This window comes from Pseudomonas sp. 18058 (assembly GCF_902706155.1).
In the GTDB taxonomy this organism is placed as follows: Bacteria; Pseudomonadota; Gammaproteobacteria; order Pseudomonadales; family Pseudomonadaceae; genus Aquipseudomonas; species Aquipseudomonas rustica.
Genome location: NZ_CACSJY010000029.1, coordinates 63,172 through 80,881, shown reverse-complemented (window position 1 = coordinate 80,881; position 17,710 = coordinate 63,172). Strand labels below are relative to the sequence as shown.

Annotated in this window: 17 protein-coding genes and 1 pseudogene; 7 read left to right on the top strand and 11 right to left on the bottom strand. The window is 59.9% G+C overall.

Annotated features, from left to right (window positions below; translation table 11 throughout):
• Positions 1 to 72: 72 nt before the first annotated feature.
• A complete protein-coding gene (locus GVL50_RS17120; protein WP_159814409.1) occupies positions 73 to 1,470 on the bottom strand; it encodes a NorM family multidrug efflux MATE transporter in 1,398 nt (465 codons plus the stop codon).
• A 159-nt stretch (positions 1,471 to 1,629) separates the two neighbouring features.
• Between GVL50_RS17120 and GVL50_RS17115 the strand changes: the two genes are divergently transcribed.
• The 3 genes from GVL50_RS17115 to GVL50_RS17105 all read left to right on the top strand — a co-directional run bounded on the left by GVL50_RS17115 (position 1,630) and on the right by GVL50_RS17105 (position 6,150).
• Positions 1,630 to 2,550, top strand: a complete 921-nt coding sequence (locus GVL50_RS17115; RefSeq protein ID WP_159814407.1) for a LysR substrate-binding domain-containing protein — start codon at positions 1,630 to 1,632, stop codon at positions 2,548 to 2,550.
• 189 nt (positions 2,551 to 2,739) lie between these two features.
• A complete protein-coding gene (locus tag GVL50_RS17110; protein ID WP_159814405.1) occupies positions 2,740 to 4,716 on the top strand; it encodes a methyl-accepting chemotaxis protein in 1,977 nt (658 codons plus the stop codon).
• Between the two features lie 219 nt (positions 4,717 to 4,935).
• Positions 4,936 to 6,150: an aldose 1-epimerase family protein gene (locus tag GVL50_RS17105; protein ID WP_159814403.1), complete on the top strand. Its 1,215-nt coding sequence runs from the start codon at positions 4,936 to 4,938 to the stop codon at positions 6,148 to 6,150.
• Here the strand turns inward: GVL50_RS17105 and GVL50_RS17100 are convergent.
• The 4 genes and pseudogenes from GVL50_RS17100 to GVL50_RS17085 all read right to left on the bottom strand — a co-directional run bounded on the left by GVL50_RS17100 (position 6,147) and on the right by GVL50_RS17085 (position 9,525).
• Positions 6,147 to 7,640, bottom strand: a complete 1,494-nt coding sequence (locus GVL50_RS17100) for a YifB family Mg chelatase-like AAA ATPase (protein ID WP_053124981.1) — start codon at positions 7,638 to 7,640, stop codon at positions 6,147 to 6,149. The genes GVL50_RS17105 and GVL50_RS17100 overlap by 4 nt on opposite strands.
• A 383-nt stretch (positions 7,641 to 8,023) precedes the next feature.
• Entirely contained in the window at positions 8,024 to 8,488 is a 465-nt protein-coding gene (locus tag GVL50_RS17095; RefSeq protein ID WP_159814401.1) for a hypothetical protein, read from the bottom strand.
• A gap of 184 nt (positions 8,489 to 8,672) precedes the next feature.
• Positions 8,673 to 8,900, bottom strand: a pseudogene (locus GVL50_RS17090) (phage antirepressor protein); the annotation flags it as partial.
• A 364-nt stretch (positions 8,901 to 9,264) separates the two neighbouring features.
• Positions 9,265 to 9,525 (bottom strand): accessory factor UbiK family protein, encoded by a 261-nt coding sequence (locus GVL50_RS17085; protein WP_008086041.1) that lies wholly within the window; start codon positions 9,523 to 9,525, stop codon positions 9,265 to 9,267.
• Positions 9,526 to 9,939: 414 nt separating this feature from the next.
• Here GVL50_RS17085 and glnK point away from each other — a divergent pair, with 414 nt between their 5' ends.
• The 4 genes from glnK to sutA all read left to right on the top strand — a co-directional run bounded on the left by glnK (position 9,940) and on the right by sutA (position 12,725).
• Positions 9,940 to 10,278 carry a P-II family nitrogen regulator gene (glnK, locus tag GVL50_RS17080; RefSeq protein WP_002555808.1) on the top strand — a complete coding sequence of 113 codons (339 nt, stop codon included), beginning with the start codon at positions 9,940 to 9,942 and terminating at the stop codon, positions 10,276 to 10,278.
• A gap of 38 nt (positions 10,279 to 10,316) precedes the next feature.
• On the top strand, positions 10,317 to 11,654 hold the full coding sequence (locus tag GVL50_RS17075) for an ammonium transporter (protein ID WP_016985874.1): 1,338 nt from the start codon (positions 10,317 to 10,319) through the stop codon (positions 11,652 to 11,654).
• Positions 11,655 to 11,870: 216 nt separating this feature from the next.
• Positions 11,871 to 12,296, top strand: coding sequence for a secondary thiamine-phosphate synthase enzyme YjbQ (locus GVL50_RS17070; protein WP_007920418.1), 426 nt, complete (start codon positions 11,871 to 11,873; stop codon positions 12,294 to 12,296).
• Positions 12,297 to 12,398: 102 nt separating this feature from the next.
• Positions 12,399 to 12,725, top strand: coding sequence for a transcriptional regulator SutA (sutA, locus tag GVL50_RS17065; RefSeq protein WP_007920420.1), 327 nt, complete (start codon positions 12,399 to 12,401; stop codon positions 12,723 to 12,725).
• A gap of 234 nt (positions 12,726 to 12,959) precedes the next feature.
• Here sutA and GVL50_RS17060 read toward each other — a convergent pair whose 3' ends face one another.
• Genes GVL50_RS17060 through GVL50_RS17035 form a run of 6 tightly spaced genes read right to left on the bottom strand, consistent with a single transcriptional unit; the run spans position 12,960 to position 17,569 of the window.
• A complete protein-coding gene (locus GVL50_RS17060) occupies positions 12,960 to 13,667 on the bottom strand; it encodes an HAD family hydrolase (protein WP_159814399.1) in 708 nt (235 codons plus the stop codon).
• Positions 13,664 to 14,563 carry a tyrosine recombinase XerC gene (gene xerC / locus GVL50_RS17055; RefSeq protein WP_053124977.1) on the bottom strand — a complete coding sequence of 300 codons (900 nt, stop codon included), beginning with the start codon at positions 14,561 to 14,563 and terminating at the stop codon, positions 13,664 to 13,666. The genes GVL50_RS17060 and xerC overlap by 4 nt, the downstream gene beginning before the upstream one ends.
• A gap of 2 nt (positions 14,564 to 14,565) precedes the next feature.
• A complete protein-coding gene (locus GVL50_RS17050; RefSeq protein ID WP_053124974.1) occupies positions 14,566 to 15,291 on the bottom strand; it encodes a DUF484 family protein in 726 nt (241 codons plus the stop codon).
• Positions 15,292 to 15,304: 13 nt separating this feature from the next.
• Positions 15,305 to 16,135, bottom strand: coding sequence for a diaminopimelate epimerase (gene dapF / locus GVL50_RS17045; protein ID WP_053124973.1), 831 nt, complete (start codon positions 16,133 to 16,135; stop codon positions 15,305 to 15,307).
• A gap of 3 nt (positions 16,136 to 16,138) precedes the next feature.
• Entirely contained in the window at positions 16,139 to 17,386 is a 1,248-nt protein-coding gene (lysA, locus tag GVL50_RS17040) for a diaminopimelate decarboxylase (RefSeq protein WP_159814397.1), read from the bottom strand.
• Between the two features lie 9 nt (positions 17,387 to 17,395).
• Entirely contained in the window at positions 17,396 to 17,569 is a 174-nt protein-coding gene (locus GVL50_RS17035) for a lipoprotein (RefSeq protein ID WP_082341500.1), read from the bottom strand.
• Positions 17,570 to 17,710 lie beyond the last annotated feature (141 nt).

Genomic DNA, 17,710 nt, shown 5'->3' with positions numbered 1-17,710 from the left:
GCGCCGGGTCAGTCAATGCACATATCGACTGACCCACCGCTTTCGCGAGCAAGCCCGCTCCCACAGGGGATCTCACTCCGGTTGTGCGACGGCGTATTGCCGTAAAGACGCAGGCTCCAGCCGAATCATCCGCTTCATCTTCCACTCAAACGCCAACGTCAAACTCACCGCCGCGCACGCCAACCCCAGCGCCAATCCCCACCAGACGCCCGTCGGCCCCCAGTTCAAGTGGAATGCCATCCACCACGCCGCTGGCGCGCCAATCAGCCAATAACAGCCGAGCCCGACCAGAAACGTGGTCTTCGCATCCTTGAGCCCGCGAATACAGCCCATGGCAATCGTCTGCGTGCCGTCGAACAGCTCGAACCATGCCGCCACGGCCAGCAGGCTCACCGCCAGACGAACGACCTCGGCAAACGCCGGATCGTTGTGATCGAGGAACAACCCGACCAATTGATTCGGCAAGAACCAGAACACCATCGCAAAGCCGAGCATCACTACCGCACCAAAGACGATCCCGACCCGGCCCGACATCCGTGCATCGAGCAATTGCCCGGCGCCGTAATGCTGGCCGATGCGCATGGTGATCGCATAAGACATCCCCGCCGGCACCATGAACGCCACCGAAACAATTTGCAGAGCAATCTGATGCGCGCCGAGTTGCGTGCTGCCCATGGTGCCCATGCACAGTGCTGCGAAGGCGAACAATCCAACCTCCACCGCGTAGGTGCCGCCAATCGGCAGGCCGAGGCGCCAGAGTTCTTTAAGGTACTGGCGGTTCGGCCGCGATAACCCTGCGCGCAGCGGATAAGCGTCATACGCCGGGTGCCGACGAATGTGCCAGGCCAACCCCAGCGCCATGCAGTTGGCGACAATCGCCGTGACCAGACCGATGCCCATCAGACCCATTTTCGGCAGACCGAACATGCCAGTGATCAGCGCGTAATTGAGCAGGAAATTGGCCACGGTGCCGGCCAGACTGATGACCATCACCGGTGTCGCCCGACCAATTGCACTGGTGAAACCGCGCAGGGCCATAAAGCTCAGGTAGCCGGGCAGGGCGAACGGCAGGGCGATCAGGAATTGCCCGGCGGCGTTGACGTTGGTTTCGGTCTGGCCGAACAACAGCAACACCGGTTTCAGGTTCCACAGCAGCAAACCGGCGCCCAGCGCCATCAGCCACGCCAGCCACAATCCGGCCTGGGTCAGACGGGCCGCGCCAATGATGTCGCCCGCACCTTTGCGAATCGCTACCAAGGTGCCGACTGCGGCAATCACACCGATGCAGAAGATCGACACGAAAGAATAGGTTGCTGCACCCAGCCCGCCGCCGGCCAGCGCTTCGGGACTGAGGCGCGCCATCATCAAAGTGTCGGTCAGCACCATCAACATGTGCGCCAACTGTGAAGCGATCAACGGCCCAGCCAGCCGCAGAATGGCCCAGAGTTCAGTACGCACAGGATGCTGCATGGGTATCACCACTCAATTTTCAGAGGGAACAAGAGACCGTCGATTCTCGGCGCTTGGCAGGCATTGCACAAAGGGATAAAAAGGATGGGTGGCATGACTAAAACTCATCCTGAACAAATTCCGCTCATTTCGCTGCATCCCGCCACTGGAGCTTTGTGCATGGCCCGTCGACTTCCTCCGTTGTATGCCCTGCGCGCATTTGAAGCGGCGGCGCGACATAGCTCGTTCACCCGGGCGGCGGAAGAACTGTCGATCACCCAGAGCGCGGTGAGTCGGCATATTCGTACGCTGGAAGAGCATTTTGCCTGCCGCTTGTTTCACCGCAGCGGCCGCAATCTGCAACTGACTGAAGCGGCGCGGCTGCTGTTGCCAGGGATTCGCGAAGGTTTCACGGCGCTGGAGCGCGCCTGCAACACCTTGCGTGCCGAGGACGACATCCTGCGCATGAAAGCCCCGTCGACCCTGACCATGCGTTGGCTGTTGGCGCGGCTCAGTCGGTTCCGCCATTTGCAGCCGGGCAACGAGGTGCAACTGACCAGTGCGTGGATGGATGTCGATTCGGTGGACTTCAACGATGAGCCTTTTGATTGCGCCGTGTTGCTCAGCGACGGCCATTTCCCTCCTGACTGGGAGGCGAGTTTGCTGTTTCCCGAAGAACTGATCCCGGTCGGCGCGCCGAATTCGCTCAATGATCAACCGTGGGATCTTGATCGACTGGCAAACACCGAATTGCTCCACCCGACCCCGGATCGCCGCGACTGGCGCAGTTGGCTGGAGCACATGGGCTTGTCCGATCAGGTCTCGCTCAAGGGTGGGCAAGTGTTCGACACGCTCGAACTGGGCATGATCGCGGCGGCGCGCGGCTATGGCGTATCGATGGGCGATTTGTTGATGGTCGCCGAAGATGTTGCGCAAGGACGCTTGAGTCTGCCGTGGCCGACCGCCGTTGCCAGTGGCCTGGATTATTACCTGGTGTGGCCAAAAACCCGTCCAGGAGGTGAGCGTTTGCGCCGCCTCAGCGACTTTCTTCAAGGCGAAGTCCGCGCCATGGAACTGCCGGCCGTTGCGCGCTTGAGCTGAAACGTTCGAGCCGCCACAATGCCGGCCCCGTGCCATACCCTCGCACAGCGCTCAAGTATTCGGATTTACCGCCGACTATGAGCAAGTGGAACCGTCGTGCCGGTCTCCATGCTTCACCCCCATTATTAGAATTATTCCGAGCATCAGCTGCGATCAAGGAGGATCCGGTGGCTCGGCCAGGAGCTGTTCATGTCTCAACCTCGCGCTCGGATTGCCTCGCAGCTGGGCCTTGCCCTTGCTGTGATTCTGGCGGTCGTCATCAGTGGCAGTACGGTGTTCGCGTTGCGTTCGCTGGACACCGCGAACCTCGCCACCCGTGAAGAACATCTGGCCAGTGAGGCGCGGCTGCTGGCCGACCAACTGAGCACCTTCCACGGCACGTTGCGCGAAAGCACCCAGCGCCTCAGCGGGTTGTTCGAGAAGCGCTTCAGCAGCGGGTTGAGCCTTCATCCGGACGAGCCAGTGAGTGTTGCCGGCACCCAGACTCCGGGCCTGCATCTGGGCAGCGAAGTGCTGAACAACAACTTCAAGGAAGTCGACGAGTTCAAGCAGATGACCGCGGGCGTCGCCACGTTGTTCGTGCGCAGTGGCGAAGACTTCATCCGCGTCAGCACCTCGCTGACCAAACAGGACGGCAGCCGCGCCATTGGCACCTTGCTTGACCACGCCCATCCGGCCTACGCGAAGTTGATGGCCGGACAGGGTTATGTCGGCCGCGCCTTGCTGTTTGATCGTTCCTACATGACCCAATACACCCCGGTGCGCGATGGCAGCGGCAAAGTGATTGCGGTGCTGTTCGTCGGTTTCGATTACACCGATGCGCAGAACGCTCAGTTCGACAATCTCAAACGCTTCCGCATCGGTCAGACCGGCTCGCTGGCGTTGCTTGATGAGCAAAGCAAATGGCTGGTTCCACCAGCGAGCGTGCAGGCGCTGGATCAAGCAATTCCGCTGATCAAGGATCTGGCGAAATTGCCGGGCAAAGGCCAGTTCTGGGGCGACACGTCCGAAGATTTCTACAGCGTCGCGGTGCCGTTCGACGGCGGCCCGTGGTCGGTGGTGGCAAGCATGCCGAAAGCCGAGATTCGCGCAGTGACCTGGAGCGTCGGCACGCAACTGGCGATTGGCAGCCTGTTGGCGATGTTGCTGGCGGTCGGTTCGGCGATGTGGCTGCTGCGTTCGAAACTGCAACCGCTGGGTGATCTGGTGCGTCAGGCCGAAGCCTTGGGCGCCGGTGATCTGAGCGTGCGTCTGAATGTAGCGAGTAACGACGAAATCGGTCAGTTGTCGCGCGCGTTCAACCAGATGAGCCAGGCGCTGTCGACCATGGTTGAGCACATTCGCCGTTCCTCCGCGGAGGTCAACAGCCGAGCGCAGGCACTGTCCGGTTTGTCTGGCGGTGCTTATGAAGGCATGGAGCAGCAGTCCGGCGAAATCACCAGCATGGCCGGCGCGGTGGAAGAATTCAGCGCGACCTCGTTGAACATCGCCGACAACATGGGCGCGACCCAACGTCTGGCACAGGAAAACGCCCAGCAGACGCAGATTGGCCGCAGCTCGATGGAAGAAGCGTCGTCCTCGCTGGAGCAAATCGCTGGCGCCCTTAACAGCACCGCCACCGTGATCAACACCCTCGGTCAGCGCTCGCAGGAAATCGGCGGCATCGTTGGCGTGATCACCTCGATTGCCGAGCAGACCAATTTGCTGGCGCTCAACGCTGCAATTGAAGCGGCGCGTGCCGGTGAGCAAGGTCGCGGCTTTGCCGTGGTGGCGGATGAAGTGCGCAGCCTGGCTTCGCGTACCCGTCAGGCGACCGATGAAATCTCGGTGATGATCCACAGCATTCAGCAGGAAACCGGCAACGCGATCAGCACCATGGAGCAGGGCAATGTGCTGATGCAGGAAGGCTTGTCGCGTAATGCCAATGTCGCCTCGGCACTGGCGCGGATCGATGAGCAGAGCCGTTCTGCCGGGCAGCAGTTCGCCGCGATTACCACGGCGACTCAGGAGCAGAGCAGCACCGCGACGTTGTTGAGCAGCAATTTGCAGAGCATTGCGTTGGCCAACAGTGAGCAGCGTGAGGTTGTTTCGAATCTGGCGGTGACGGCTAAAGAGCTGGAAGGCTTGGCGGCGGACTTGCGTGCCGAGGTTGATCGGTTTCGTTGAGGTGCGCCTGAAATAGCTTTCGCGAGCAAGCTCGCTCCCACAGTTTCCAGGGTCGCTCACTAATCGTGTGAACAACCCAAAACCCTGTGGGAGCGAGCTTGCTCGCGATTGCATCACTGAAGATCTTCGGCAGAACATGCGATCTGTCGATCCAATACACTTGCTGAAACGTTTCCGCAGCGCTATACAAATGGCACAACTCCAATAAAGGCTGCTGCCATGACCCCGCTCAAACTCGCCGTCGCCCTCGGCGCATTCTCTGCTGCTTCCCACGCCATGGCCTGGGATTACGTCCTCCTCGATACCAACAAGTCCGCGCAAAACTGGAGCATCACCAGTGAGCAGCTCGGCGTGAAAACCGACAAACCCTTCTCCGTAAGCCTGCGTACCTTGCACGGGGGGCGGCAGGAAGGCGTCAGCATCGTCGATATCGATAACGGCACGATGAAACTCTCGGTTGTGCCGACCCGCGGCATGAATGTCTTGCAGGCCTCTGTCGGCAACGTGCGCATGGGTTGGGATTCGCCGGTCAAGGACGTGGTCAACCCGGCCTTCATCGAGCTCAACGGGCGCGGTGGTCTGGGCTGGCTGGAAGGTTTCAACGAGCTGGTCGCCCGCTGTGGTTACGAATGGGTTGGCCATCCCGGCATGGACAACGGTGAACTGCTGACCTTGCATGGCCGCGCCGCCAACATCCCGGCCAGTACCGTCACGCTGCACATCGACGAAAAGCCACCCTACGCCATCAGTCTGCGCGGCGAGCTGAAAGAGCAAGCTTTCAAGAAAGTCGATTTCTCGGTTGTCACTGAATTGGTCACCGAACCTGGCAGCGTGCGCTTTGCACTTAACGATACGCTGACCAACAACGGCGACTATCCAAAGGAATACCAGGCGCTGTATCACAGCAATTTCAGCACGCCGTTCCTCGAGCAGGGCGCCCGTTTTGCTGCACCGGTTAAACAGGTCTCGCCGTTCAACGACAAGGCCAAGGGCGATCTGGCTGACTGGCAGACTTATCGTGCGCCGACCAAGGACTACGACGAAACCGTCTACAACGTCGTGCCCTATGCCGACGCCAAAGGTGAAACCCTGACTGTTCTGCATAACAAGGCGGGCAGCCTCGGCGTCTCTGTTGGCTTCAATACCCAGCAGTTGCCGGTGTTTTCCCTGTGGAAAAACACCGATACCCATGGGCAGGGCTATGTCACGGGGCTGGAGCCGGGCACCAGTTTTTCCTACAACCGCCGCTATCAGCGTCCGTTGAATCTGGTGCCGACCATCGCACCGAAGGAACACAAACAGTTCCAGATCAGCTACAGCCTGCTCGCAGACAAAGGTGCTGTGGATAACGCCTTGAAGCGCGTGACCGAAATTCAGGCGGGGCGCGACACCGAAGTGCGGCAGACGCCGCTGGTTGATCTGACCGAGCATTAAGGTGTCGCCGGCCGATATTGCAGCGCCTCGGCCAAGTGTTCGCGTTTGATTGCATCGACTTGCTCAAGGTCGGCCAGTGTCCGGGCGACTTTGAGTAGGCGATGGGCCGAGCGCAGCGAAAGCGTTAATCGCTCACAGGCCGACTCGAGCCATTTTTCATCGGCTGTGGATAACGCGCAGTGCCGCTTCAGCCCCGGCAAATCAAGAAATGCATTGGCGCAGCCCTGACGTTTCTGCTGTCGTTCCCGCGCCTCAGCGACCAAGGCAGCGGCGGTGGCACTGTCCTCTCCCGGCTTTACCTGCGGATTCAACGCGGTCGCCTCCCGCGCGACCGTCAGGTGCAGATCGATTCGATCCAGCAACGGCCCCGATAGCTTGTTGCGATAGCGCTGCACCATGTCCGGTGTGCAGGAACATTTGCCGCTCGGCTCGCCAAGATATCCACAGGGGCAGGGGTTCATTGCTGCGACCAACTGGAAACGTGCCGGAAAACGCACACGATCCTTGGCTCGGGAAATCACGATGTGTCCGGACTCCAATGGCTCGCGCAGCACCTCCAGAACCTTGCGATCAAACTCCGGCAATTCATCGAGAAACAGCACGCCGTGGTGGGCGAGGGTGATTTCACCGGGTTGCGGTTTCGAGCTGCCACCGACCAGTGCCGGGCCGGATGCCGAGTGATGCGGCTGGCGAAACGGCCGCTGCGGCCAGTGGGTCAGCGGCACGCAACTGGCGACCGATTGAATGGCCGCCACTTCCAGTGCCTCGCTTTCCGCGAGTGGTGGCAGCAACCCGGGCAGGCGACTGGCCAACAAGGTTTTGCCCGTCCCCGGCGGGCCGCTGAACAACAGGTTATGCGCGCCCGCCGCGGCAATCAGCAGCGCACGTTTGGCAGCTGATTGACCTTGGACTTCGTTGAGATCGGGATAGGGTTTGCTGGCGTACATCAGGCCGTTAGAGACATACGGTTCAACCGGCGTATGGCCATTGAAATGCGCCACCGCCTCCAGCAGATGATCCACCGCAAACACTTTCAACCCCGATGCCAGACAGGCTTCCTCAGCATTCGCTCGCGGCACCACCAGAGCACGACCCGCCTTGCGCGCCGCCAATGCTGCCGGCAACACGCCACGCACTGCTCGTACGGCGCCGGACAGCGCCAACTCACCAAGACATTCCACATCATCCAGCGTCAGACACGGCACCTGCACACTCGCCGACAGAATCCCCAAGGCAATCGCCAGATCAAACCGCCCGCCATCCTTGGGCAAATCAGCCGGCGCCAGATTCAAGGTGATCCGCCGCGCGGGAAACTGCAGCCCGGAATTGATGATCGCGCTGCGCACCCGATCCTTGCTCTCCTTCACCGCCGCCTCGGGCAGGCCGACCATGGTCAGCGACGGCAGGCCGTTGGCCAGATGGACTTCGACGGTGACAGCGGGGGCTTCCACGCCAATCTGGGCGCGGCTGTGGACGATGGAGAGGGACATGGTCGTTCCTTGAGCTGAATCGGGGGGGCCGCTTCCTGCGGGTTTTTTAAGGGTAGTTGAGCCGGGTTTCAGTGCTGAAATAGAGGTTTACAAGACGTATCAAGACCCGATGGGCTGTCACTGCTTGCCTGAATTGGAGCGTTGACTCTCGACCGGCATTGACGGATCATCCTGTTCGAGGACTGCAACTGCGCATTCGTCGGGACTGGGCACCAGCAAAAGCTCCCCCGCATTTTTGGCAGCAGAGAAAGCTGGTTTCTCTGAAGTAGTGACGACGGGCTAGCCTGTCGGATTCTGAACCCAAGGCCGTAAAGCCCGGAGCTAAAGAATCGCTGCGACTACTCCTCAAAAAATACTTAAAAGGCGTCCATCGGACGCCTTTTTTATTTCTGATTTGATGGTGCTCGTGGTATCTGCCCTACTAACGTGCCATGTGCGCGTTTTTGCGGGTACCAAGTCACCACGAAGTAACCAAATCCTGTGGCGCGCTCGTGTCGCGGTTCAAGAATCAGTGTTCCCATAGATGTCCTCAGTACCGCGATCCTGTTTCCACATCGCTGTTCTTTGAACTCACAATAGATTTGTGCTCCCGGGACAATCATTTTCGCAACAATCGCTGCTATCCCATCGGCAGTCTGGCAACCATGCTTGAGCAAATCGGCACTATGGGCTTCCCAAATGTGCACTACGCCAAAACCACTATTCGCTCGACGGTGGATACCTACACGCAGATAAATCTTCCCGCCTGGCAAGCCGAATTTTGGCATATCGGGGATCGTGCCAAAGATGTAACCACCATCTGGATGCTGAACCAGCGTGTTTTCTTTGAGCTTAAGCAAATCAGACAAGAGGGATCCAGAACCAGAGTGTCTGGCGATCAATGTGTATCGCCTGGAACTCGACAAATAGGATCGACCAGCGCAGGCGAAAACCACCAGCCTAATCACAGCGAAGAACTCACGTAATCAGGCGCAGACGCTGATTCTCGTAGGGTTATGCCCTAATAGTTGTAGGACGCCGGCGAAACGGTTTGCCCGATTCGCTGATCAGCAGGGCGTTTTCGATCTGGTTGTGGATCAAGGTTTTGCGGGTTTGGTATTGGTCGGGGTCGAGTTTTCGCAGCATGCGTTCGTTGAGGTAGATGTGCAGCAGGCGACTCAGGTCTCGTGCGCAGAACCAGGGTTGGTTCTGGATGAGAAGGGCGTGGAGGGGGAGTTTGTGGCGGGTGAAGATGTTAGGTGTCAGGTAGTTTTCGTCCATGGTTCAGTTCTCGAATTCAAGTGAAGAAAACTGCTTCTGTTCGTCGCCAAACGAAAAGGGTGGCAGCTATGCGCGGGTTGGCGAACCGGTGAATTCGAAACCGGCAGACCCTGAGGTCTCCCACGCAAAGCCGCCATAACTCGTTGAGAGAAAAAACCTCTCTGTGAGTTTAGTTGCATTGCGTCAAATTCGATCCAGGTCGCCAAACCCGCTGCTGAACATTCAGCATCGGGTGAGCTTAGAAACCTGGGCTTATCGGCGCAATCGGACGGCGGTCATTCAGGTTGTAGGACGTTGCCGGGATGGTTGAAGGGCTGGAGATCAAAAGATCGCAGCCTTCGGCAGCTCCTACAGGGGGCGTGGGTTATTCAGCGGGCGGCGTCAGCTTGGCTTCCATCTCGGCGACTTTGGCTTCGAGGCTTTCGAGGCGGGCGCGAGTGCGGGCCAGTACGACCATCTGGCTGTCGAATTCTTCACGGCTGACCAGATCCAGTTTGCTGAACGCACTCTGCAGCAGCATCTTGAACTGGCTTTCGATTTCGGCTTTCGGCAGCGGGGTGTCGCCGTTGAACAGGCGGGAGGCGGTGCCGCTCAGGGCGTCGAGGAAGTCTTTGGGCGCGAGCATGGTGGATGTCCTGGAAACAATGGCCGGCAGTGTATCACGCAGTGTCTATAGTCAATCCCGTGGTCAGGGATGCACGCTTTTCGCGCAGGCGGACGGACGGCGACGCACCGTTGTTGTGCGTATCCGGATGGGGTTTCGCACGGGATGGCGTGCGGCAGCGGCCAAGGGATTGAAATCAGTGGTTTTTGGCGAGATGGCAAGCTTTCTGCTTAGTCACCTTCGACCCATGCACTGATGCAGTCGCTGTGACGAATGCAGTGCGGCAGACGGAGCGGGGAGTTTCGTCGGCAGCGGTTAGCTGGCGTCAGTCGGGCAGGTACGGCCGACGATGCGTTACAAAGCCAGGCACTGCGCTTAGACTTGAGTCGGGTTTGTTTTCCTGGGGCAAGTCCACCAATTCGGGAGAGAGTTTTCATGAAGCTAGTCACTGCCATCATCAAGCCGTTCAAGTTGGACGACGTGCGCGAGTCGCTGTCCGAAATCGGCGTGCAGGGCATTACCGTTACTGAAGTCAAAGGCTTCGGCCGGCAGAAGGGTCACACCGAGCTGTATCGCGGCGCGGAATATGTGGTCGATTTTCTGCCCAAGGTGAAAATCGACGTGGCCATCGACGACAAGGATCTGGATCGGGTTATCGAGGCGATAACCAAAGCGGCCAACACCGGCAAGATCGGTGACGGCAAGATCTTCGTGGTCAATCTGGAACAGGCGATTCGCATCCGTACCGGCGAAACCGATACCGACGCGATTTAAACGCCGCCACAAACCCCAACGCCCCAGGAGAAAACAATATGACTCTGCGTAAATTCGCAGGGCTAGGAGCCCTGTTGTCCATCGTAATGCCAAGCCTTGCAATGGCGGCAGACGAAGTGGCGGCCCCAGTCCTCAATTCTGGCGACACTGCCTGGATGCTCACCTCGACGGCACTCGTGCTGTTCATGACCATCCCGGGCCTGGCGCTGTTCTACGGCGGCATGGTTCGCTCGAAAAACATTCTTTCCGTGATGATGCAGTGCTTCGCCATTACCGGTCTGATCAGCATCCTGTGGGTCATTTATGGCTACAGCATTGCGTTCGACACCACCGGCATGGAGCAGGGCGTCGTCAATTTCAACTCGTTCTTCGGCGGCATGGGCAAGGCGTTCCTCGCCGGTGTCACGCCTTCGAGCCTGACCGGTCCTGCGGCGTTGTTCCCTGAAGCGGTGTTCATCACCTTCCAGATGACTTTCGCGATCATCACCCCGGCGCTGATCGTCGGTGCGTTCGCCGAGCGGATGAAGTTCTCCGCGATGCTGATCTTCATGGGCATCTGGTTCACCCTGGTTTACGCGCCGATCGCACACATGGTCTGGTCCGGCAACGGCGGCCTGATGTGGGACTGGGGCGTGCTCGACTTCGCGGGCGGCACCGTGGTGCACATCAACGCTGGTGTGGCCGGTCTGATCTGCTGCCTGGTGTTGGGCAAGCGTAAAGGCTTCCCGACCACCCCGATGGCTCCGCACAACCTCGGTTACACCCTGATGGGCGCGGCGATGCTGTGGGTCGGCTGGTTCGGCTTCAACGCCGGTTCCGCTGCGGCGGCCAACGGCACTGCCGGCATGGCGATGCTGGTCACCCAAATCGCTACCGCTGCGGCGGCGCTGGGCTGGATGTTTGCCGAATGGGTCACTCACGGCAAGCCAAGCGCACTGGGCATTGCTTCGGGTGTGGTTGCCGGTCTGGTCGCGATCACTCCGGCTGCCGGCACCGTGGGCCCGATGGGCGCACTGGTGATCGGTCTGGCTGCAGGCGTGGTGTGCTTCTTCTGCGCCACCACCCTGAAACGCAAGCTCGGTTATGACGATTCCCTGGACGCGTTCGGCGTACACGGTATCGGCGGTATTCTCGGCGCGATCCTTACCGGTGTCTTCGCTGCGCCGGCTCTGGGTGGCTTCGGCACCGTCACCGATATCGGCGCGCAAGTCTGGATTCAGGTCAAAGGCGTCGGCTTCACGGTGATCTACACCGCGATCGTCACCTTCATCATCCTCAAGGTGCTGGACGCCGTCATGGGTCTGCGTGTGACCGAGGAAGAAGAATCGGTCGGCCTCGATCTGGCACAACACAACGAACGCGGCTACAACCTGTAAGTACGCGCACTGAAAAAAATTGCCCGGTTCGCCGGGCATTTTTTTGTCCGGGATTTGTCATTAAGCGACAGGCTGAAAGGATTTTTCGTACGCCTTTAGTCGTGTTTACGACGACGGTTTTTCACCGGCCAAACGCTTACGTCATTGCACGCGTATTAGGGCCTTTGTTTTTTCCCAGAGCGCGCTAGAATGCGCCCCGAACGTGCGGAGAACTGTATGTGGCAACAGACTCTGATTACCCTGCGGGCACGGCCCCGGGGCTTTCATCTGGTAACGGACGAGTTACTCGCTGGCCTGCCTGAACTCAGGGAGTGCCGGGTCGGTCTGTTGCATTTGTGGCTGCAGCATACCTCGGCGTCGTTGACCATCAACGAGAACGCCGATCCGGCGGTACGTCGCGACTTCGAACGATTTTTCAATCGTCTGATCCCACAAGGAACAGACGGCTATGAGCATAACGACGAAGGCCTGGACGACCTCCCGGCGCACTTCAAGGCCAGCGTGCTTGGTTGTCAGATCAGTCTGCCGGTGTCGGCAGGGCGACTGGCACTGGGTACCTGGCAAGGTGTTTATCTGGGCGAGCACCGTGATCATGGCGGTGCCCGTAAAGTCCTCGCCACCTTGCACGGTGAAGGGGCATAAACCGTTGGTCACCAATGGTTACTGATTTTTTAACGGCGACTTTCGACAGTTGCCAAAGCTGGTCTATAACTAATCTGCTTTTCGCAAGTCATGAGGTAGAACATGAGCGACGATGATCTGGAAAACGACGACCTCGAAGTAGGCGACGAAGACGAGGCCGAGGAAGGCCTGGAAGCAGCAGCGGAAGACGTTGCTGACGACGATGGCGGTGACGATACGCCGGCCCCGGCTGCCAAAGGCAAAGCCAAGGCTGCGGTGTCGGTAGATGAGTTGCCGAGCATTGAAGCCAAGAACAAGGAGCGCGACGCCCTGGCCAAGGCCATGGAAGAGTTCCTGTCGCGCGGCGGAAAAGTGCAGGAAGTGGAGGCCAATGTGGTCGCCGATCCTCCGAAGAAGCCGGACAACAAGTACGGCAGCCGCCCTATCTGAGGCGTGCCGGTTGCTTGCTGAAAAAGCCCGCCGTCGCTGCGGGCTTTTTCATGCCTTTAGAAAATGCACGACCCGCTGCGGTCACTGTGGCGAGGGGATTTATCCCCGATCGGTTGCGCAGCAGCCGTGAAGTCAGCTTGCGCGGTGTGTCAGGATTGTTGGGTTTTCTGCATTTGGGGCCGCTTCGCAGCCCATCGGGGATAAATCCCCTCGCCACAAAAAGGCGGTTGTGCGTCAGGCGGAGGCGGCATTCCAGCGTGCAAGCACGGCTGGCAAATCGCTGAGGCTACGGATTTCCGCATCCGGCAGACGATCCGCTTCCCACGGTTTACCCGCCGGGTTAAACCAGATTGCCCGCAAACCCGCCTGTTGTGCGCCGGCAATGTCATCACCCGGATGATCGCCGATGTGCACGGCGGTTTCGGCGGTGGCGCCACCGCGTTGCAGAGCCTCATGAAAAAGCCGCGCGTCCGGTTTGGCGATGCCGATATCTTCCGCGCACAACGCAAACTTGAAGTAATCCGCCAGGCCCAACCGACGCACATCGGCGTTGCCGTTGGTGACCACGCCAAGGGCGTAATGATTGGCGAGAATTTCCAGCACTGGCTCGACTTCAGGAAACACTTCGATTTGATGTCGCGCATGCAGAAACACTTCAAAGCCCTTGTCTGCCAGGTCGGTGGCTTCGCCATGGGCGTAGCCGGCGTCTTCCATCGCATGAAACAACACCCGCCGACGCAACGCGCTGATGCGATGTTTCAGCCCCGGCTCATTGGCCAGCACACGCTCACGAATCGCCCACAAATGCTCGACCGGCACCGCGCCCAGATTCGGCGCATGTTCGCTCAGCCATTCGCGCAATACCGCTTCGGCGCTGACGATCACTGGCGCGGTGTCCCACAGCGTGTCGTCGAGGTCGAAGGTGATCAACTGGATGCTCATGAATCGTCGCCTTTCATGCGTTTGGCCCGTGGGTGGGCGCTGTCGTAGACCGCCGCCAGGTGCTGGAAGTCCAGGTGGGTGTAGATCTGCGTGGTCTTGATGTCGGAGTGGCCGAGCAATTCCTGCACCGCGCGCAGATCCTGTGAGGATTCGAGCAGATGGCTGGCGAAGGAATGCCGCAGCATGTGCGGGTGCAGGTTCTGCCCGAGCTCGCGTTCGCCGGCCAATTTGACCCGTACCTGAATCGCTCGCGGGCCAAGGCGTCGACCTTGCTGGCTGACGAACACGGCGTCGTCCGCCGGGTTGGTCATCGCGCGCAATGGCAGCCATTGTTCGATGGCTTCGCGGGCCTTTTTTCCTACCGGCAGCAGACGGGTTTTGCTGCCCTTGCCGAGCACTTGCACCATGCCATCGGCCAGATCAAGTTGATCTAGATTAAGCCCGGTCAGCTCGGAGAGGCGCAGACCGGAGGAGTAGAACAACTCCAGAATCGCCTGATCCCGACGCGCGAGAAAATCATCCTCGACCGCACCTTCCAGCAGTTGCAGCGCACGGTCAGTGTCGAGGGTTTTCGGCAGGCGGCGCTCGCCTTTCGGTGGCGCCAGACCGGTCGCCGGATCATGGTCGCAAAGGCCTTCGCGATTCAGATAGTGATAGAGCCCACGCACCGCCGAGAGCAACCGGGCGAGGCTGCGCGAGGACTGGCCTTGCGCATGCAGGCGGGCGATCAGGCTGCGCAGGCGTTGAATATCCAGCGCCGCCCAACTGCCGATGTTCTGTTTGATGCACCAGCCGAGGACTTTATCGAGGTCGCGGCGGTAGGCCGAGAGCGTGTGCGGCGACACCTGTCGCTCACTGCGCAGGTGTTCGCAGTAAGCGTCCAGTTGTCGTTCCATGTTCAGCGTACCGAGCGCAGGGAGCTGTTGACCCGTGGCAGCACGCGGCCCATGACTTCGGCGATGTAGCTGAGGAACAGCGTTCCGACCGAACTCTTGTAGTGCTGCGGATCACGGCTGGCAATCGCCAGAATGCCGTGGATGCCTTGATGGCTGACCGCGACGACGGCGGTGGAGCCGATCTGCTTGCGCTGTTCTTCGCCGAAGAGGAAGTCCAGTTCATGTTCGCGCAGGCTGCCGCTGACGCTTTTGCCTTCGGTGAGCAAGCCGCCGATGGCGACTTGCGCATCGGCGTGGGTGACCCAGCGGCCAACCGGTGCCGGGTTGTCGCCGAGCAAAATCAGGCTGACAAAAGGCACTTGGAAATCCTGACGCAGACTGTCTTCGACGCTGATCACCACGTCTTCCAGGCTGCTGGCATCCATCAAGGAAAGAATCAGGCGACGGGTTTTGTCGAACAGGCGATCGTTGTCGCGGGCGACGTCCATCAACTGCGAGAGGCGATGACGCATCTCGATGTTGCGATCACGGAGGATGGTCATCTGCCGTTCGACCAGCGAAACGGTGTCGCCGCGCTGGTGCGGAATGCGCAGGGCGGGCAGCAGTTCTTCGTGCTCGACGAAGAAGTCCGGATGCGCCTCAAGGTACGCAGCAACCGCTGCCGCCTCCAGGCTCTCGGACGCTGATTCGTCGGACTGTCGGGCGGGTACCTGAGGCTTATCGGTCATGGTTTTTGCTCACTCAAAGACGCACTTGTCCTTCGTATACACGCACTGCCGGACCGGTCATCAGCACCGGTTGGCCAGGGCCTGCCCATTCAATGGACAGACGCCCGCCGGGCAAGTCGATCAACAGCGGCGAATCCATCCACCCCTGACTGATGGCCGCAACCGCCGCCGCGCATGCGCCGGTACCGCAGGCCTGGGTTTCCCCGGCGCCACGTTCCCACACACGCAGTTGCGCGCGGTTGCGGTCGATGACCTGGAGAAAACCGACGTTCACGCGCGCGGGGAAGCGCGGGTGATGTTCGATTTTCGGCCCCAGTTCATGCACTGGCGCGTTGTTGATGTCCTGCACGCGCAGTACCGCGTGAGGGTTGCCCATCGACACAGCGGCCAGTTCGACCGTGGTGCCATCGACTTCCAGTTGATAGCTGATGGCTTGCGCCGGTGCGTCGAACGGAATGTCCGCCGGCACCAGGCGCGGGGCGCCCATATTCACGCCAATCTGGCCGTCGTTACGCACGTCCAGTTCGATGATGCCGCCCTTGGTCTCGACGCGAATCTGCCGCTTGGCGGTCAGACGCTTGTCGAGCACGAAGCGCGCAAAGCAGCGCGCACCGTTGCCGCACTGCTCAACTTCCGAGCCGTCGGAGTTGAAGATCCGATAACGGAAATCCACGTCCGGATTGCTCGGCGCCTCGACGATCAGCAATTGGTCGAAACCAATGCCAGTGTGGCGGTCGCCCCATTGCTTGGCGTGCTTTGGCTGAATATGCGCGTGCTGGCTGACCAGGTCGAGAACCATGAAGTCATTGCCCAAGCCGTGCATTTTAGTAAAACGCAGCAGCATGGGTTACTCCGGCAGCAGGCTTTCGCCGGCAAACAGCTCGGCCACGGTCTCGCGGCGACGCACTTCAAAAGCCTGATCACCGTCTACCAACACTTCAGCGGCACGGCCACGGGTGTTGTAGTTGGAGCTCATCACAAAACCGTAGGCGCCGGCCGAATGCACGGCCAGCAGATCGCCTTCGGCCAGAGCCAATTCGCGATCCTTGGCGAGGAAGTCGCCGGTTTCGCAGATCGGGCCGACGATGTCGTATTTGCGCGCAGCAGTATCACGCGGTTTGACCGCGGTAACGTCCATCCACGCCTGATACAGCGCCGGGCGGATCAGGTCGTTCATCGCCGCATCGACGATGGCGAAGTCTTTGTGCTCAGTGTGCTTGAGGTACTCGACCTGAGTCAGCAGCACGCCGGCGTTGGCAACGATGAAACGGCCCGGCTCGAACACCAGTGCCAGATCACGACCGTTGAGACGCTCGCGTACGGCTTTGATGTAGTCGGCAGCCAATGGCGGCTCTTCATCGCGATAACGCACGCCCAAACCACCACCGAGATCGATGTGGCGCAGGTGAATGCCGCAATCGCCGAGACGATCGACCAGATCCAGCAGACGGTCGAGCGCATCGAGGAACGGTGGCAGCGTGGTCAGTTGCGAACCGATGTGGCAGTCGACACCGACCACTTCGAGGTTCGGTAGATGCGCGGCGCGCACGTACACGTCTTCGGCGTCGGCAATGGCGATGCCGAACTTGTTCTCTTTGAGACCGGTGGAAATGTACGGGTGGGTGCCGGCATCGACGTCCGGGTTCACACGCAACGAAACCGGCGCACGAACGCCCAGCTCGGCAGCCACGACTTGCAGGCGCTCGAGCTCGTCGGTGGATTCGACGTTGAAGCAGTGCACGCCGACTTCGAGGGCGCGACGCATGTCATCACGGGTCTTGCCGACGCCGGAGAACACGATCTTGTCAGCGCTGCCGCCAGCGGCGAGCACGCGTTCCAACTCGCCCCGGGAAACGATGTCAAAACCGGCACCGAGACGGGCCAGGACATTCAGAACGCCGAGGTTGGAGTTGGCTTTGACCGCAAAGCAGACCAGGTGCGGCATGCCGGCCAGCGCATCGGCGTAAGCCAGATACTGCGCTTCGATGTGTGCGCGCGAGTAAACGTAGGTAGGGGTGCCGAAGCGGTCGGCGATGGCGGACAGCGCCACACCTTCCGCAAACAGCTCCCCGCCACGGTAGTTAAAAGCGTCCATGGCGATCCCTTAATAAACGTCGTGCTTGTGTGCTTTGGAAGCCGGTTGTTTTTGCGACGATTTGGCTTGCTCGGCCGGATCCTGAGTGTCATCGGGCAGGTACAGCGGGCCTTTTTGACCGCAGGCCGAAACAAGGCAGGCAACCGCGACGAGCGCAGCAAGGGAAGAGATCAGGCGCTTCATGGCGAAATCCTTGAAAATGCGTTAATTGCGCCGGAGTATACCGGCCACCCGGCAGCTTGCCTATGCGATGGCCTTCCCGTCCGGCGGGGCTTGCTGCAGATGCACAAACCCCTGTGGGAGTGGGCTTGCTCGCGAAAGCGC

Coding starts and splice junctions, on each gene's coding strand:
- GVL50_RS17085 (WP_008086041.1), bottom strand. CDS start 9,525: ATGCTCGCGCCCAAAGACTTCCTCGACGCCCTGAGCGGCACCGCCTCC.
- sutA (WP_007920420.1), top strand. CDS start 12,399: ATGAGCGACGATGATCTGGAAAACGACGACCTCGAAGTAGGCGACGAA.
- GVL50_RS17050 (WP_053124974.1), bottom strand. CDS start 15,291: ATGACCGATAAGCCTCAGGTACCCGCCCGACAGTCCGACGAATCAGCG.
- GVL50_RS17110 (WP_159814405.1), top strand. CDS start 2,740: ATGTCTCAACCTCGCGCTCGGATTGCCTCGCAGCTGGGCCTTGCCCTT.
- GVL50_RS17105 (WP_159814403.1), top strand. CDS start 4,936: ATGACCCCGCTCAAACTCGCCGTCGCCCTCGGCGCATTCTCTGCTGCT.
- GVL50_RS17115 (WP_159814407.1), top strand. CDS start 1,630: ATGGCCCGTCGACTTCCTCCGTTGTATGCCCTGCGCGCATTTGAAGCG.
- GVL50_RS17060 (WP_159814399.1), bottom strand. CDS start 13,667: ATGAGCATCCAGTTGATCACCTTCGACCTCGACGACACGCTGTGGGAC.
- GVL50_RS17070 (WP_007920418.1), top strand. CDS start 11,871: ATGTGGCAACAGACTCTGATTACCCTGCGGGCACGGCCCCGGGGCTTT.
- GVL50_RS17035 (WP_082341500.1), bottom strand. CDS start 17,569: ATGAAGCGCCTGATCTCTTCCCTTGCTGCGCTCGTCGCGGTTGCCTGC.
- GVL50_RS17075 (WP_016985874.1), top strand. CDS start 10,317: ATGACTCTGCGTAAATTCGCAGGGCTAGGAGCCCTGTTGTCCATCGTA.
- GVL50_RS17100 (WP_053124981.1), bottom strand. CDS start 7,640: ATGTCCCTCTCCATCGTCCACAGCCGCGCCCAGATTGGCGTGGAAGCC.
- lysA (WP_159814397.1), bottom strand. CDS start 17,386: ATGGACGCTTTTAACTACCGTGGCGGGGAGCTGTTTGCGGAAGGTGTG.
- glnK (WP_002555808.1), top strand. CDS start 9,940: ATGAAGCTAGTCACTGCCATCATCAAGCCGTTCAAGTTGGACGACGTG.
- GVL50_RS17120 (WP_159814409.1), bottom strand. CDS start 1,470: ATGCAGCATCCTGTGCGTACTGAACTCTGGGCCATTCTGCGGCTGGCT.
- dapF (WP_053124973.1), bottom strand. CDS start 16,135: ATGCTGCTGCGTTTTACTAAAATGCACGGCTTGGGCAATGACTTCATG.
- xerC (WP_053124977.1), bottom strand. CDS start 14,563: ATGGAACGACAACTGGACGCTTACTGCGAACACCTGCGCAGTGAGCGA.